This is a genomic window from Ruegeria sp. AG1 (assembly GCF_056541705.1).
This window is the reverse complement of record NZ_JBQFYU010000002.1, coordinates 439,245-453,866: the sequence shown is the minus strand read 5'-3', so window position 1 is coordinate 453,866 and position 14,622 is coordinate 439,245. Positions and strand designations below refer to the sequence as shown.

General features: G+C 58.1%; 15 protein-coding genes. 7 read left to right on the top strand and 8 right to left on the bottom strand.

All coding sequences use genetic code 11. From position 1 onward, the window contains the following. Positions 1-106: 106 nt before the first annotated feature. Positions 107-1,006 carry a MurR/RpiR family transcriptional regulator gene (locus tag ACR0B5_RS04675; RefSeq protein ID WP_480538724.1) on the bottom strand — a complete coding sequence of 300 codons (900 nt, stop codon included), beginning with the start codon at positions 1,004-1,006 and terminating at the stop codon, positions 107-109. Positions 1,007-1,095: 89 nt separating this feature from the next. Here ACR0B5_RS04675 and ACR0B5_RS04670 point away from each other — a divergent pair, with 89 nt between their 5' ends. The 3 genes from ACR0B5_RS04670 to ACR0B5_RS04660 all read left to right on the top strand — a co-directional run bounded on the left by ACR0B5_RS04670 (position 1,096) and on the right by ACR0B5_RS04660 (position 3,626). Beyond that, positions 1,096-1,848 (top strand): beta-keto acid cleavage family enzyme, encoded by a 753-nt coding sequence (locus ACR0B5_RS04670; protein WP_480538722.1) that lies wholly within the window; start codon positions 1,096-1,098, stop codon positions 1,846-1,848. Beyond that, the gene (locus ACR0B5_RS04665) at positions 1,845-3,161 is read left to right on the top strand and encodes an aspartate aminotransferase family protein (RefSeq protein WP_480538720.1); all 1,317 of its coding nucleotides are present in this window, start codon (positions 1,845-1,847) and stop codon (positions 3,159-3,161) included. Before ACR0B5_RS04670 ends, ACR0B5_RS04665 begins: the two co-directional genes overlap by 4 nt. Positions 3,162-3,236: 75 nt before the next feature. Continuing rightward, positions 3,237-3,626, top strand: a complete 390-nt coding sequence (locus tag ACR0B5_RS04660; protein ID WP_480538718.1) for a hypothetical protein — start codon at positions 3,237-3,239, stop codon at positions 3,624-3,626. A 54-nt stretch (positions 3,627-3,680) separates the two neighbouring features. On the opposite strand, the gene infC is transcribed toward ACR0B5_RS04660, so the two are convergent. From infC to cobA, 7 genes are all read right to left on the bottom strand, one after another. Then, positions 3,681-4,142, bottom strand: a complete 462-nt coding sequence (gene infC, locus ACR0B5_RS04655; RefSeq protein ID WP_475216281.1) for a translation initiation factor IF-3 — start codon at positions 4,140-4,142, stop codon at positions 3,681-3,683. A 245-nt stretch (positions 4,143-4,387) separates the two neighbouring features. Next, entirely contained in the window at positions 4,388-5,239 is an 852-nt protein-coding gene (locus tag ACR0B5_RS04650) for a ferredoxin--NADP reductase (protein WP_170487349.1), read from the bottom strand. Between the two features lie 105 nt (positions 5,240-5,344). After that, positions 5,345-5,752: a DUF934 domain-containing protein gene (locus ACR0B5_RS04645; RefSeq protein ID WP_480538715.1), complete on the bottom strand. Its 408-nt coding sequence runs from the start codon at positions 5,750-5,752 to the stop codon at positions 5,345-5,347. Continuing rightward, positions 5,749-6,510 carry a phosphoadenylyl-sulfate reductase gene (locus ACR0B5_RS04640; RefSeq protein WP_480538713.1) on the bottom strand — a complete coding sequence of 254 codons (762 nt, stop codon included), beginning with the start codon at positions 6,508-6,510 and terminating at the stop codon, positions 5,749-5,751. Before ACR0B5_RS04640 ends, ACR0B5_RS04645 begins: the two co-directional genes overlap by 4 nt. Next, the gene (locus ACR0B5_RS04635; protein ID WP_480538711.1) at positions 6,500-8,164 is read right to left on the bottom strand and encodes a nitrite/sulfite reductase; all 1,665 of its coding nucleotides are present in this window, start codon (positions 8,162-8,164) and stop codon (positions 6,500-6,502) included. Before ACR0B5_RS04635 ends, ACR0B5_RS04640 begins: the two co-directional genes overlap by 11 nt. Positions 8,165-8,229: 65 nt before the next feature. Further along, positions 8,230-8,544, bottom strand: a complete 315-nt coding sequence (locus tag ACR0B5_RS04630; RefSeq protein WP_480538709.1) for a DUF2849 domain-containing protein — start codon at positions 8,542-8,544, stop codon at positions 8,230-8,232. Continuing rightward, the gene (gene cobA, locus ACR0B5_RS04625; RefSeq protein ID WP_480538707.1) at positions 8,544-9,320 is read right to left on the bottom strand and encodes a uroporphyrinogen-III C-methyltransferase; all 777 of its coding nucleotides are present in this window, start codon (positions 9,318-9,320) and stop codon (positions 8,544-8,546) included. Before cobA ends, ACR0B5_RS04630 begins: the two co-directional genes overlap by 1 nt. A 141-nt stretch (positions 9,321-9,461) precedes the next feature. On the opposite strand from cobA, the gene ACR0B5_RS04620 reads away from it, so the two are divergent. The 4 genes from ACR0B5_RS04620 to ACR0B5_RS04605 all read left to right on the top strand — a co-directional run bounded on the left by ACR0B5_RS04620 (position 9,462) and on the right by ACR0B5_RS04605 (position 14,524). Then, on the top strand, positions 9,462-9,941 hold the full coding sequence (locus tag ACR0B5_RS04620; RefSeq protein ID WP_170638810.1) for an Lrp/AsnC family transcriptional regulator: 480 nt from the start codon (positions 9,462-9,464) through the stop codon (positions 9,939-9,941). 266 nt (positions 9,942-10,207) lie between these two features. After that, entirely contained in the window at positions 10,208-11,941 is a 1,734-nt protein-coding gene (locus tag ACR0B5_RS04615) for a sensor histidine kinase (protein ID WP_480538705.1), read from the top strand. Next, positions 11,938-13,167 (top strand): sigma-54-dependent transcriptional regulator, encoded by a 1,230-nt coding sequence (locus ACR0B5_RS04610; RefSeq protein ID WP_480538703.1) that lies wholly within the window; start codon positions 11,938-11,940, stop codon positions 13,165-13,167. Before ACR0B5_RS04615 ends, ACR0B5_RS04610 begins: the two co-directional genes overlap by 4 nt. Positions 13,168-13,522: 355 nt before the next feature. Further along, positions 13,523-14,524 carry a DctP family TRAP transporter solute-binding subunit gene (locus tag ACR0B5_RS04605; protein ID WP_480538701.1) on the top strand — a complete coding sequence of 334 codons (1,002 nt, stop codon included), beginning with the start codon at positions 13,523-13,525 and terminating at the stop codon, positions 14,522-14,524. The last annotated feature ends 98 nt before the right edge of the window (positions 14,525-14,622 follow it).

Below are 14,622 nucleotides of genomic sequence, written 5' to 3'. Positions count from 1 at the left end.
ACCGCGCGCATCTCGTCAGCGTCATGACAAAACGCGCCGTCCAAAACTGCTCGTAAACACAGAAACAACAAACCCAAAAGCCCCGGGCAAAACCCCGGGGCTTTTGCTATGGCTTTCTAACTTTTGGAAGCTTTGCAGGTTGCCAATAAGCCCCTGTGTCTTCGCGTGTTTTCTCATAGGCTTCCACGCGGCGCAGGGCGTTTTCTCCGCTGGCTGAGAATAGGTGGCTGAGCAGGCATTCCAGAACGGCCATCGCTCCGGAAAAGCTGGAGAAGTGGTGCATCGAGCGCGTGCTGATTTGCAGGCTCAGGTTAGGGCGAATACCCGGCGCGATCATGTCGCTGTCCGAGATCAGGATGATCTTCAAACCTCGGTCCGCGGCGAAGCGCATGGTTCGGATCGTCTCGGACGAATAGGGTCGAACGGTTATGGCCAGCAGACAATCATCCGGCCCCGCATCCAGCAGATCGTCAGTTGCGGACCCCATGTGACGCGGGATCAGTTGCAAACCCGGATGGGCCATGCGGCCTGCATAGTGGAAGTAATGCGCGAGCGCATAACTTGCGCGCGTCGCTGTTATGAAGCAGCGGTTAGCGTTTAAGATAAGCTGGATCACGGCGCTTGTTTTCTTCGGATCCATCAAACGTAGGGATCTTGCCACGACGTTTATTTCATTGCGCGCAAACTCAGCCTGAGCGGTGTCGAACGAAGGGTCTGTTCGCTCCTCGCTCAACCAATCCTGATCCAAGCGGGTCTCACCATCCGTTACCAGGGCTTGTCGAAACGGGCTGCGGAAGGCGTTGTAGCTATCAAAGCCCATCCGTTGGGCGAGGCGGACAAGAACGTTTGAGCTAACACCGATCTTCGTCGCGGTCGTGCGGATCGGGTCGAGGCCAAAGTCGCCCGGATGGTCTATCACATATTTGGCTGCCGCCTGTAGTTGCGGCGGCATTTGGTCGATTGATTGCCGGAGAGCAGAGATCAGAGGGCTGAGCGCATCGGTCATAAAACAGAAGAAAACATATGTTTTGAAAATTGCCAATTGAAAACGATCTGGATGAGCGTAGATCGAACCCATACAGAACGGAGAGTTCAATGACGTCCACCGCCCCAAAGCCATATGTCCTTGTTGCCCCCAATGGGGCGCGGCGTGGGCATGTGGATCATCCTCAGCTACCGGTGAGCTTGCAGGAAACCCTTCAAACCGCGCATGACTGCCACGCAGCCGGAGCGGACGGGCTGCATCTGCATGTCCGGGATTCGGAGGGGCGGCACTCTTTGGATGCGGGGCTGTATCGTGAAGCCCTAGGTGAGTTGCGTCAGCAGTTGCCGGGTCTGGAAGTACAGATCACGACCGAAGCGGCAGGGGTCTATGACGAAGAGGCTCAATTCGAATGCTTGCGGCAGGTACGACCCACTTGGGCCTCGATCTCTGTACGAGAAGTCGCGGAGATGGCGGATCGGGTCTACGGCCTGTGCCATGATCAGGGGACGCGCGTTCAACATATCCTCTATGATGCGGAGGACGTGGCTTTGTTGACGCGATTGCGGACAGAAGGCGTTGTGAGGGCCGGGCAGGTGGATCGCCTGTTTGTTTTGGGCCGGTATGCGACGGTGCAGGAATCTGCGCCTGACGATCTGGATCAGTTTCCGCAGGAGGGTGGTCCGTGGATGCTCTGCGCGTTTGGGGCAAAGGAACATGCGTGTTTGCTGAGGGCGGCGCAGCAGGGCGGAGATGTGCGCGTCGGGTTTGAGAACAGCCTGACGGATTCCTCGGGTCAAACCTGGGGGAATAACGCGGCATCGGTTGCAGCTCTCGTGTCGTTGATCAAAGGAGAACAAGAATGAGCCATGTGTTTCCGCGCCATACCAAAGCCGAGTTGCCTATCGCCGCAGGCGGCGACGGGTGTTACCTGATTGATGCCGACGGCAAACGCTATCTGGATTGTGGCGATGCGGCCGTGTCTTGTTTGGGGCATTCCAACCGCGCGGTGATCGAGGCTGTTCAGCAGCAGGTTGAACAGATCGCCTTTGCCCATAGCGGTTTCATGACCTCGGAACCGGCGGAAGAGCTAGCCGATCTGTTGATCCAGCGTGCTCCGGTCGATCTGGACCGGGTGTATTTCGTGTCCGGCGGCTCCGAGGCGACCGAGGCGGCGATCAAGCTGGCGCGCCAGTATTTCCTTGAGATCGGTCAGCCTGAGCGTCGCCATGTGATCGCGCGGCGTCAAAGCTATCACGGCAATACGCTGGGCGCTTTGTCCGCAGGCGGCAATGCGTGGCGGCGGGCGCAGTTCGCACCCATGCTGATCGAGATGACCCATATCTCGGCGTGTTATGAATACGCCGAAAAGCCCGAGGGTGAGCGCAGCTTTGACTACGGTCAACGCGTCGCGAATGAGTTGGAGCAGGAGATCCTGCGTCTTGGGCCAGAGACCGTCATGGCGTTCATGGCGGAACCGGTTGTCGGGGCGACCCTTGGCGCTGTTCCGGCGGTCGAGGGGTATTTCAAGCGCATTCGCGAGATTTGTGACCAATACGGGGTTCTGCTGATCCTCGATGAAGTAATGTGTGGAATGGGACGAACCGGGCATCTATTTGCTTGCGATCACGAAGGCGTCTCACCGGATATTCTGTGCATCGCCAAAGGGTTGGGGGCCGGGTATCAACCGATTGGAGCCATGCTCTGCACGGATAAAATCTATGATGCGATCCAACAGGGTTCGGGCTTTTTTCAGCATGGTCATACCTATATTGGCCATCCGGTGGCGACCGCAGCGGCCCTCGCGGTGGTTCGTGAATTGACCAGCCGAGACCTGCCCGCCCGAGCCGGTGTGATGGGGGATATACTTCAATCCGCGCTGGAATCGGCTTTTGGTCAGCACGCCCATGTGGGTGATATCCGGGGCCGGGGTCTGTTTCGCGGGATTGAACTGGTCGCGGATCGCGAAAGCAAAACTCCGTTCGATCCGGCAATGGGTGTGGCTTCAAAGATCAAAAAGGCGGCGATGGCCGAGGGGTTGATCTGCTATCCGATGTCGGGTACGCGCGACGGCAAGGCCGGTGATCATATCCTGCTGGCTCCGCCCTTCATCATCGAAGAGGAGCAGATGGACGAGCTTGTCGCCAAGCTTGGCGGGGCGATCGCAGCTGTGATCTGACAATCCCGTGACAGCCATTTTCGCGCCACGCAGTTTCGCTAAGTTTGGTGAGAACTGAAAAAAGGTCGCGACCATATGGTGCAGGATATTTGGCTGAGTTTCCGAGGGTTACCCCTTTGGGTGCAAATCTGGGTCGCCGTGATTTTGGTTCCGGTCAACCTGATGCCGCTGTTCTTTCTGGACCAGCCGCAGGGGGTTTTGATTGCCGCTCTTGCGATCATGGGAATGGCGTTGAATCTGCCGATCATGATGGCCGCGCGCGGGATGAGCAGGGCAATGGCCCTGCCGCATATCCTGTGCTGGGTTCCGCTGGTCATTGTGGTTGCGGGTATGCTCACCGCAACAGAAACGCTCAACCCGGCCTATGTTCGGTTCCTGTGGCTGCTGCTGATTGTCGATGTCATCTCGTTGGTATTCGACATGAGGGATGCAGCACATTGGATGCGCGACCGGAAAACGGGATGAAAAAAGCCCCTTCGGAGATCGAAGGGGCTTGGGCATTTGCGGTGATGGACCGAGTTATTTCTGCGGCAGCGGGCCGATCATCATGATCATCTGACGGCCTTCCATCTTGGGCATATTCTCAACTTTGCCCAGTTCCTTGATATCTTCGGCGACGCGCTCCAGCAGTTCCCGGCCCAGGTTCTGGTGCGCCATCTCACGGCCGCGGAAGCGCAGGGTGACTTTGACCTTGTCGCCCTTTTCCAGAAACTTATAGACGTTCTTCATTTTGACTTCATAGTCATGCGTGTCGGTGTTGGGCCGGAATTTGACCTCTTTCACCTCGATGATCTTTTGTTTCTTGCGGGCTTCGCTTTCGCGTTTCTGCTGTTCGTACTTGAACTTGCCAAAATCCATGATCTTGCAGACCGGCGGGTTCGCATTGGGCGAGATCTCGACCAGGTCAAGGCCGGCATCGGCGGCAAGTTGCATGGCTTTGGCGGGATGAACCACCCCGACATTTTCACCTTCGGCACCAATCAGGCGGATTTCGGGGGCACGTATCTTTTCATTGACGCGCGGGCCAGTGTCTCTCTGCGGCGGCGCGTTGTGGGGTCTGCGAGCTATGGGTTCATTCCTTTGATGATTGCAGAATTTCGAGGTGGGAATTTAGACGGGTGCGCGCAGTGTTTCAAGCAGCATAAAGGCTTAAAGACTGGAAATTCCCACGATTGAACACAGGAAACTGCTGGCCGGGACCCGATAGCCCCGGCCAAACAGGTTGATCAGCCTACAAATGCTTTTTCGATCACGAACTCTTTGGGCTCCGAGTTTGCACCTTCGCGCAGGCCGAATTCCTCGAGGATTTCCTTAATGTCCAGGTTGAATGCTAGCGAACCGCAGACCATCGCACGGTCGGTTTCCGGCTTGATACCGCCTTCGATCCCCAGATCGGCAAACACGGTGCCGTCTTTCAGCAGGTTTGTGATGCGGCCCATCTTTGGGCTCTCTTCCCGGGTCGTTGTTGGGTAGTAGCGGATCTTGTCGGCAAAGCCTTCGCCCATCAGCTCGGCCAGCATTTCGTCCTGACGGATGTTTTCGATCAACTGGCGGCCATATTCCAGCTCGGCCACTTCGCGGCAGGTGTGGGTGATGATCACCTCATCGTAGTCCTCATAAGTTTGAGGCTCGCGCAGCAGCGAGGCGAAGGGGGCAAAGCCGGTGCCGGTGGCGAAGAACCACAGGCGTTTGCCGGGCAGCAGGGCGTCATGCACTAGTGTGCCGACGGGCTTGGGCCTTAGGATGATCTGATCGCCAGGCTGGATGTGCTGAAGTTTCGAGGTCAGCGGGCCGTCCTGTACCTTGATCGAGTAGAACTCCAGCTCTTCGTCCCAGGACGGAGAGGCAATTGAATAGGCGCGCAGCAGCGGTTTCTGCCGACCGGTTTTGGGATCAGGATCGCCCATCAGGCCGATCATCACGAACTCACCCGAGCGGAAGCGCAGCGTCGCAGGGCGCGACACCCGGAACGAGAACAGGCTGTCGGTCCAGTGTTTGACCTCGGTCACGGTCTGGGCGTCCGGCAGAACGGGGGCCTTTACGGCGGTTGCTTCACTCACGGGCTTCATCTCTGTCATCGTTTCGCTATCGGTCTGCTAAACCGACATCTCCGTTTAATCTTTGATCCAAGTCAGGAAAAGGGGCGAAATGCCCCTTTAGTGTCACAAGCTGGCGATGTGGGGTCAGCCCTGCAGGCGGGCCTGGTAGTTGTTTTCTTCCCAATTGGCGCGGGCCAACCACTGATCTTCGGGCTGGCGCGAGGCAAGGGCGTCGTCGATCTCGACCTCGTCGAAGCCGCTGCGGCGGGCCATGGCGTATTGATCGGCCAGAACGTGCCCTTTGGCGCGCAAACGGCCTGTATAGCCTTTCAGGCGCAGCACGCGGGCAATGGTGAAACCGCGACCATCCGCCGAGGAGGGGAAATCCACCCGCACCATCTGGGCGTTGCCAAGGCGCTCGACCAGCTCATCGGGGTCGGTGTCCGAGGCCACATCAAGCGCCACAACATCATTGGCCGCGTCCTCAAGCGTGACAAAGCCGTCGGTCCAGTCATCGGGGGAGAACCCCTCATCCGATACAATTACGTTCATGTTTTCTCTCCGGCGCGCACCATTTTGCCATCGACGAAATGGATGCCGCATTCTTCTTTGTTCTGGTCGCGCCAACGTCCGGCGCGGGGGTCTTCGCCTTCCTTGACCGGCGAGGTGCAGGGCGCACAGCCGATTGAGGGATAGCCCTTGGCCACCAGCGGATGGCGCGGCAGGTTGTTTTCATCCATATAGGCGCGCACGTCCTCGGGCGCCCAATGGGCCAGCGGGTTGACCTTGATCCGGCCAGTGCCGTCCTCGACTTCAAAGAACTCGAGCGCGGCGCGGGTGCCGGCCTGAAACCGCTTGCGACCGGTGATCCAACCGCAATAGCCGGCAAGGGCTTGTTGCAGCGGGAAGGTCTTGCGCAGGTTGCAGCACGCATCCGTATCCCGCAGACGCAGCGCGCCATAGGGGTCCTCACGCTGGATGTCCTCATCCTCGGCGCGGATGATTTTAACGTTCTTCAAGCCGAGGCGATCGCTGACATCCTGTTGATATTCAAGCGTTTCCGCAAATAACATCTGGGTGTCAACGAACAGAACCGGCGTCATCTGGTCGACAACGGCAGCCATGTGCAAAAGAACAACCGACTCGGCCCCAAAGCTTGAGACCAGGGCCAGATCGTCGATTTCCTCAATCGCCCCGTGCATGACGTCATGCGCCGAGTGATGGCGGAACCGGGCGTTCAGCGCGTTGACCTTTTCGGTCAGTTCAGCGCGGTCTTTACCCAGTTCCGTCTGGATCAGGTCAAGCGGCATTGGCCTGTGCCTCGGGGTAGAGTGCAGCCTTGAAGGGCGCCATACCGACGCGGCGGTAGGTTTCCAGGAAGGTTTCTTCAGCGCTCTCCCGCTGGTTCAGATAGGCCTGCACGATGCGCTCGACGGCCGGAACGATCTCATCATAGGCAAAGCCCGGACCCGTGCGGTCACCAATGGCCGCGGTCTCGGTGCCGTCACCACCCAGCGTAATCTGGTAGTTCTCGACGCCGGCGCGATCCAGACCCAGAATGCCGATATGGCCGACATGGTGGTGACCACAAGCGTTGATGCAGCCCGAGATCTTGATCTTCAGGTGGCCGATATCATGCTCCAGCTTCAACTCGTCAAAGCGGGTCGCAATCTGTTCCGCAACCGGGATCGAGCGAGCCGTGGCCAGTGCACAATAGTCCATGCCGGGGCAGGCGATGATGTCGCTGATCAGACCGATATTGGCGGTGGCCAACTCGTGCTCTTTCAGCTTCGCGTGGATCGTAGGCAGGTCCGATTTGTGGACATGCGGTAGGATCACGTTCTGCTCATGGCTGATGCGCAGCTCGTCATAGGCGAGTTCTTCGGCCAAATCGGCCATGACGCGCATCTGCTCGGCGGTCGCATCGCCCGGCGTTTTTCCGTGCTTCTTGATCGAGATCGTGACGATCGCGTGGTCCGCGTTTTTATGAGGTGCGATGTTGGTGTCGACCCACGACCGGAAGACCGGATCATTGGTGTAGGTCGACTCAAAGGACGCTACCGAACCTTCGCGGAAGGCAGGAGCCGCAAAATGGCCCTTGATCTCTTCCAGTAGGGCCATGTCGGCACCCTTGAACTGTGGGCGAACCTTCAGGAAGCGTTCGTTGACCTTGGCACGGATGGCGTCGATGCCATGCTCGTGCACGGTGATCTTGATGCGTGCCTTATACTTGTTGTCACGGCGACCGATTTGGTTCCACACGGAAACAGTGGCTTCGAGGTAAGCCAACAGGTCGTCAAAGGCGACGAACTCGGAGAGTTCCTTGCCGATCATGGGCGTACGGCCCAGACCACCGCCTATGATCACGCGGGCGCCCAGAACGCCGTCACGCTCGACCAGCTGAAGACCGATATCGTGAGCCTTGATCACGGCCCGGTCGTTCTCGGACCCGGTGATGGCGATCTTGAACTTACGCGGCATGAACTGAAATTCCGGGTGGTCGGTCGACCACTGGCGCAGCAGTTCAGCATAGGGGCGCGGGTCGGCGACCTCATCCGCGGCGGCACCGGCGAAATGGTCGGCGGTCACGTTACGGATGGTGTTGCCCGAGGTCTGGATGGCGTGCATGCCAACCTCGGCCAGCGCGTCCAGCATGTCCGGCACGTCTTTCAGTTTCGGCCAGTTGTACTGGATGTTCTGGCGGGTGGTGAAATGGCCATAGCCCTTGTCCCACTTCTCGGCCAGCAGGGCCAGTTGGCGCATCTGCGCGCTGGAGAGCGTGCCGTAGGGAATAGCAACCCGCAGCATATAGGCGTGCAGTTGCAGATAGAGGCCGTTCATCAGGCGCAGCGGCTTGAACTCATCTTCAGTCAGCGAGCCGTCGATGCGGCGTTCGACCTGTGCGCGGAACTGACGGTTGCGCTCGGCCAGGAATGCTGTGTCAAACTCGGAGTAGCGATACATGTGTAGCTGTCCTTAAATGCAGCCCCGAAACCTTGGGGCCTTAATGGGGAGAAAGGGGCCGGAGGTCAGGCCCGGGGCTGCGACTGTGTTTCCTGCTTGCCATGGGCATAGTTCGAGGGTCCGGTGCGGCGGAACACCTCTCGGAAATGGGTGGGTTCGGGGCCGTTTTCACCAGCCACGGCATCGGCCAGATAGGCGCCGACGATCTTGTTCGCCTGACGGGCGGCGTCCAGCAAACGGACCTGCGCATGGGCCTCATCGGTGATCAGCTCGGCCTCGGACAGTTCACGCGACCAGCGGTCATCTTCGGTTTGATAGATCACGTCACCTTCGAGCAGATCGTTGGCAGTGACAACTTTGGGGGTAAAAGCGCGGGCCATCAGGCATGTTCCTTTTTGAATTCAGTCAGGGCCAGGGCCGCTTGGCGCGGAGCGAGACCATAAAACATGAGGGCTGGGCCGTTCATCTCGGCAGCAGCCAGATCCTTGGGTAAACGGTCCAGATTGGTTTCCAGAATGCGTTGGTCAGGGCGCGAGGCGTTCTCGATCAGCGTCACAGGCGTCTGGCGGTCGGCACCGTGCATGATCAGGCGCCCCTGAATGAAGCGTGCTGACTTCTTGCCCATATAGACCGCCGCAACCGATCCCTCGCGTGCAAGGGCCGCCCAGTCGTGATCCGCGAACCCCTTCATATCGTGGCCGGTCAGAAACCGAACCGAGGAGTTGCGACCACGACGCGTCAGGCTTTGACCGATCCCGGCCACGGCGGCAGAGGCCGCAGTGATACCCGGCACGATCTGCCACGAGATACCTGCTGCCGCGACCGCCTCAATTTCTTCATCCAGACGCCCGAACACAGTCGGGTCGCCCGATTTCAAACGCACAATACGTTGGCCTTTAAGGGCGTGAGAAACAAGCAGCGCGTCGATGTCTTCCTGTTTCCACGAAGGCCCGAAACCGGCCTTGCCAACATCGACCAGAATGGCGGACTGACCAGCCAGTTTCAGAACCTCTGCGCTGATCAGGCGATCATGCAGCACGACATCGGCCCGCTCAAAGGCCTTGACGGCCTTGAGCGTGAGCAAATCCGGATCACCGGGTCCTGCGCCGACAAAATCGACGTGTCCCAGATTCTTTTGTGACTCCGACTGCGTCATCTTCTGTTCCAGTTGGTTTGACTTGTCCTGATATATAGGAAATATTCCCGGTATCGCGCCATATGTCGCGTCAAATAAGAACATGCGTTCTCATGGGTTTGAATTTTGGAACGCTGGTTTCGAAACGCAAGGAAAATTGGAATGTCGGTGCGAATAGATGACACAGATCGGAAAATTCTGGCTGAGCTGCAGCGCGATGCCAGCCAATCTCTGGACGAAATAGCGGCGCAGGTCGGCAGTTCCAAGACGCCTGTGTGGAATCGAATCCGCAAGTTGAAGGGGGCCGGCATCATCGGTCAGCAGACCGTTTTGCTTGATGCCGAAGCTCTTGGTTTTGAGGCCACGTTCTTTGTCTTGATCCGGACCTCTGAGCATGAGGCAGAATGGCAGCGCAAATTCTTGAAGGCCCTACGTGATCAACCTGAAGTCCAAGAAGCCCATCGGCTGGCAGGGGACATCGACTACATCCTGAAAGTGAGGGTCAAGAATGCCCGCGCTTATGATCAGTTCTACCAACAACTGATCTCAGAGGTACGTGTTCACAATGTGACCGCCCTTTTGTCTATGGAGGAGATCAAGTCGACCACGATGCTGCCTCTCAACGCTTTGGTCGATGGCTAACACGAGATCGGGGGCGCTGCCCCCGCCGCCCCTGAAGGGGCGACTCCCCCGAGGTATTTTTAGCCAAATGAATGAAGGATCCCATGCTTCATCTGGCCCTAAACATCTCCGCCGGAGGCATCGCTTGTTGGCGCGGTTTTCCTGACTTTTTCGCCCGCCGGGAGGCTGATTTATTTCGTCTTTAGGGCGGGTTTCAGTCTGGCACTAAGCTTTTTGGAAGTCGTGCAGACTTGCCATAAAGCGCCGCCAATGCAAGACCGTAGGACATGCAGCGCATTTTGGTCATTGCCGGATTTCTATTGATGGTCGGAGTTTTGTCTTCGGCTGTATGGTCCTATGGCTACCGGCAGGCTGTATTTCAACTCAGCGAAAAGGCCGAGGCGGATCTGGATCTGGCGGCGGATCGCTTGACCACGCAATTGCAGGTCTATCAGGAACTTGCGGTGCTGATGGCCAGCCACCCTGTGCTTGAAGATCTCAATACGCTATCCGGTCGGGCCACCGCGCAGGCTTTGCTGTTGGAGGTCGCGGATAAAACGGCGGCAGTCGATGTTCTTTATGCCGACCGGTCAGGGACGGTTCTGGCCTCTGCACATGAAGGAGTCACAGGCTCGGTCCGAAACAATCCGGCCTTCACACGCGCCATGCAAGGCGCGCTGGGAAGCGCACATGGTATCTTGCCGGGGCCCGGCAATCGGATTTTCACCTATGCCGCACCCGATTTCGATGAGAGCGGAGCGGTGATCGGGGCTTTGATCGTGATTGCTGACGTTGAGGATATCGAACAAACTTGGCGTGGCAGCACCGAAGCGGTGTTCTTTGTCGACTACTCCGGCGTGGTCTTTATCTCGAACCGGCTGGAGTTGCTGTTTTGGCAACGCGTGGGCGCAGAGATTGGCTTGACCCCTCCGGATGGTGAGACGGTTTCTTTTCAGGCGTGGAGCTTGGGGCCGTATGAACTCTGGACGCTGGATTGGAGTCCATATCTGCCGCGCAGAGCTTTGCATCTTGTCAAGGAATTGCCGGTCATCGGCATGACTGGTGAGGTCTTGATGGATGTTGCTCCGGCCCGGCGACTGGCGGGTTTGCAGGCCGCGACAGTCGCAGCCCTCTGTTTGGCTTTTGGCGCGTTGTTATTTCTGGCGACCGAACGGCGGCGTACGCTGACAGAGGCAAACGCAGTGCTGGAGACCCGTGTGGCAAAACGCACCAAAGATCTGACGAAAGCAAACGCTGCGCTGCGCCGCGAGATTACAGAGCGGCAGGAGGCCGAAGCCGCCCTAAAACGCGCGCAAGCCGATCTTGTTCAGGCTGGTAAGCTGAGCGCTTTGGGACAGATGTCCGCTGGGATCAGCCATGAATTGAACCAGCCTTTGATGGCGATCCAGCAGTTTGCCGACAATGGCTCAGCCTTTATGGAGCGGGGTAAATCCGAGAAAGCCGCAGAAAATCTGGGTCGAATTTCCCAGATGGCGACGCGCATGGCGCGGATCATCAAGAACCTGCGCGCATTTGCTCGCAATGAAAGCGAACCGATGGGGCGCGTGGATCTGGTGCAGGTTCTGAACGCTGCTGTTGAGTTGACCGAGGCTCGGCTTCGTTCCGAAAATGTCTCGCTGGACTGGACCGCGCCCGAACATCCTGTCTTTGCCTGGGGTGGCGAGGTCCGTTTAGTGCAAGTTTTTGTGAACCTGATCAACAACGCAGCCGATGCAATGAGCCAGCAGGAAGACCGCCGTATTCAGATCGAGATTCATCCCGGCGAAAGGCTTTTAGTTACCGTGCGGGACATCGGGCCGGGGATCGAGAACACGGAAAAGCTGTTCGAGCCATTTTATTCCACCAAGGCCGTTGGCTCTTCAGAAGGAATGGGGCTTGGGCTTTCGATCTCCTACGGTCTGGTCCAGAGCTTCGGGGGCAACATCCGTGGGATCAACACGGAAGAAGGGGCAGAGTTCACGGTCGAGTTGGAGCCTTGTGAGAAGGAAAAGGCGGCATGACTCGGGTCGTTTTGCTGGTGGACGACGACGCTGCTGTGCGTGAGGCATTGGCCCAGACCCTCGAACTGGCGGAGTATCAACCGATTGCGGCGGGATCTTTTGTGGCGGCCAAAGACCACATTCGATCTGATTTCCCGGGTGTAATCCTGTCAGATATCCGGATGCCCGGGCGGGATGGCTTTCATCTGCTTAGTTACGCACAAGAGATCGACCCGGAGTTGCCGGTGATTTTGCTGACGGGTGAGGGTGACATTCCGATGGCGGTTCAGGCCATGGGGCTGGGGGCGTTCGACTTTTTGGAGAAACCCTGTGCTGCGGCGGACCTTCTGGCGGTGCTGGACCGGGCGTTTGATGCCCGAGCGCATATCATCCAACAACGCGCGCTTAAATCAGAGCTGGAACGCGGAGACCCTGCGGCGCGGCTTTTGTTCGGCCTCTCTCCTCAGGCCGAGACCTTGCGTGAGCGGGTGCGCAGTGTTGCTCCGACGGGCGCCGAGGTGCTGGTCACCGGCCCGGCGGGCAGCGGGATTTCCAAAGTCGCCGAGGTCGTGCATCTGATGTCGCCCGTTGGGCAGGGACCTTTCGTCAAACGCGCGGCGGCTGGGTTGAGTGTTCAGGACTTCACCCAAGCCTGCGAAGATGCAAAGGGCGGGTCCCTGTTTCTGGACGAGATATCGGCCATGCCGCAATCGACTCAGTATGAAGCGCTGGACGTGATTGAGCGCGGTGCAGGGGCGCGGATTATTGCGGGCACGACCTCGGACCTGTCTGCGATCTCTGCCGAGGGCCGATTCAACGCCGATCTCTACTACCGTTTGGATGTGATGCGGGTGCGCATACCGTCTCTGGCGGAGCGCCCCGAGGATATCCCGACCCTCTTTCGTCACTATGTTGCCCAGGCCGCCGAGCAGGCGGGGATCGCTGAGCCGGACGTGTCACCTGAGCATCTTGCAGCGTTGATGGCCAGCGATTGGCCGGGCAATGCGCGCTCTTTGATGTCGTCGGCCATGCGGTTTGTTTTAGGGATGCCCGAGGAGGTTACCGAGTCGACGGATCTGGGCTTGAACGAGCAGATGGCACGGGTAGAGCGTTCGTTGCTGATCGCTGCGTTGGGGCGGCACAACGGAAAGGCCTCGGACGCGGCGAAGGCGCTGAAGCTGCCGCGCAAGACGTTCTACGACAAACTGGCGCGCTATCAGATTCGGCCCGAGGACTACCGGCGATAGGGGGTACTCCCGCCAGCTTTGCCCGCATTTGCATTCGGTTAAAGCCGTTGGGCCGAGCAGTCCGCCAAGGCGTACTGCGGGTGGTGTCAGAGCGATTCGGGGGTGATTCGAAAAACTGTGCGGGATTTCGCACAGCGTGATAGAGGGATGTGCGGGATTTCGCACATGCGCGATCATGGTCAAAATTAGTGTTTTAAAGTGAGGTTTTAATTTACTGTTTTAAAACGAAAAAAACTGAAATCCCAAACTCTGTTACAAATTGTTGTTTCGTCGTGAAGCAGCCGTTTCACTGCCGTTCATACGGTGCCGAGATGGGGCCGATGAGACATTTCGAGGAAGTCTGGGAGGAAAACAGATGAAATTCCTAACAACAGCAGCTAAAGCGCTGGCTTTAACGGTAACGGCGACGGCGGGCATGGCTGCGTGTGACGACGGTGAGATCGTTGTGAAGTTCGCGCATGTGACGAACACCGACAAGCATCCGAAGGGCATCGCTGCCTCGCTGCTGGAACAGCGCGTCAATGACGAGATGCAGGGCGTTATGTGTGTAGAGGTCTATCCGAACTCGACGCTCTACAATGATGACAAGGTTCTTGAGGCGATGCTTCAGGGCGACGTCCAGCTGGCCGCACCCTCGCTGTCCAAGTTCGAAAAGTTCACCAAGCAGTTCCGCCTCTTCGACCTGCCGTTCATGTTCAAGAACATTGACGCAGTGGATGCCTTCCAGGCCTCGGATGCCGGTCAGGCAATGAAGGACAGCATGCAGCGTCGCGGTTTGCAGGGGCTGGCGTTCTGGCACAATGGCATGAAGCAGATGTCGGCGAACAAGCCGCTGGAAACACCGGCTGATGCAGATGGTCTGAAGTTCCGCGTACAGTCCTCGGACGTGCTGGTTGCGCAAATGGAAGCTATCGGTGGCAGCCCGCAGAAGATGGCGTTCTCTGAAGTCTATGGTGCGCTGCAACAGGGTGTTGTCGACGGGCAGGAGAACACCTGGTCCAACATCTATGGCAAGAAGTTCTTTGAGGTGCAGGACGGCATCACCGAGACCAACCATGGCATCATCGACTATCTGGTCGTGACCTCGGTGGACTGGCTGGACAGCCTCGACCCCGAAGTGCGTGATCAATTCCTGACCATTCTGGCTGAGGTCACCGAGACCCGTAACAAAGAAGCCTTTGCCGTGAACGAAGCTGCCAAAGCCTCGATCACCGAAGCGGGTGGCATCATTCGTCAGCTGACGCCCGAACAGCGTCAGGCCTGGGTCGACACAATGAAGCCGGTTTGGGACCAGTTCGCGGATGACGTAGGTCAGGACAAGATCGACGCCGCTCAGGCCATTAACGCTGGGTTCTGATCCCGGTTCAGGCCGCGCGCTGGGGACTGGGGAGTAATCTGCGCGCAGGCCGGGCGGGCCAAACAAAGGCCCGCCCCAACACTCTCATCATCATAAAA

Bases quoted from the DNA above. Each gene is read 5' to 3' on its own strand.
- ACR0B5_RS04650 (WP_170487349.1), bottom strand. From the start codon at position 5,239: ATGACAGAGATGAAGCCCGTGAGTGAAGCAACCGCCGTAAAGGCCCCC.
- ACR0B5_RS04605 (WP_480538701.1), top strand. From the start codon at position 13,523: ATGAAATTCCTAACAACAGCAGCTAAAGCGCTGGCTTTAACGGTAACG.
- ACR0B5_RS04640 (WP_480538713.1), bottom strand. From the start codon at position 6,510: ATGCCGCTTGACCTGATCCAGACGGAACTGGGTAAAGACCGCGCTGAA.
- ACR0B5_RS04660 (WP_480538718.1), top strand. From the start codon at position 3,237: ATGGTGCAGGATATTTGGCTGAGTTTCCGAGGGTTACCCCTTTGGGTG.
- ACR0B5_RS04645 (WP_480538715.1), bottom strand. From the start codon at position 5,752: ATGAACGTAATTGTATCGGATGAGGGGTTCTCCCCCGATGACTGGACC.
- ACR0B5_RS04630 (WP_480538709.1), bottom strand. From the start codon at position 8,544: ATGGCCCGCGCTTTTACCCCCAAAGTTGTCACTGCCAACGATCTGCTC.
- ACR0B5_RS04675 (WP_480538724.1), bottom strand. From the start codon at position 1,006: ATGACCGATGCGCTCAGCCCTCTGATCTCTGCTCTCCGGCAATCAATC.
- cobA (WP_480538707.1), bottom strand. From the start codon at position 9,320: ATGACGCAGTCGGAGTCACAAAAGAATCTGGGACACGTCGATTTTGTC.
- ACR0B5_RS04610 (WP_480538703.1), top strand. From the start codon at position 11,938: ATGACTCGGGTCGTTTTGCTGGTGGACGACGACGCTGCTGTGCGTGAG.
- ACR0B5_RS04665 (WP_480538720.1), top strand. From the start codon at position 1,845: ATGAGCCATGTGTTTCCGCGCCATACCAAAGCCGAGTTGCCTATCGCC.
- ACR0B5_RS04670 (WP_480538722.1), top strand. From the start codon at position 1,096: ATGACGTCCACCGCCCCAAAGCCATATGTCCTTGTTGCCCCCAATGGG.
- ACR0B5_RS04635 (WP_480538711.1), bottom strand. From the start codon at position 8,164: ATGTATCGCTACTCCGAGTTTGACACAGCATTCCTGGCCGAGCGCAAC.
- ACR0B5_RS04615 (WP_480538705.1), top strand. From the start codon at position 10,208: ATGCAGCGCATTTTGGTCATTGCCGGATTTCTATTGATGGTCGGAGTT.
- ACR0B5_RS04620 (WP_170638810.1), top strand. From the start codon at position 9,462: ATGTCGGTGCGAATAGATGACACAGATCGGAAAATTCTGGCTGAGCTG.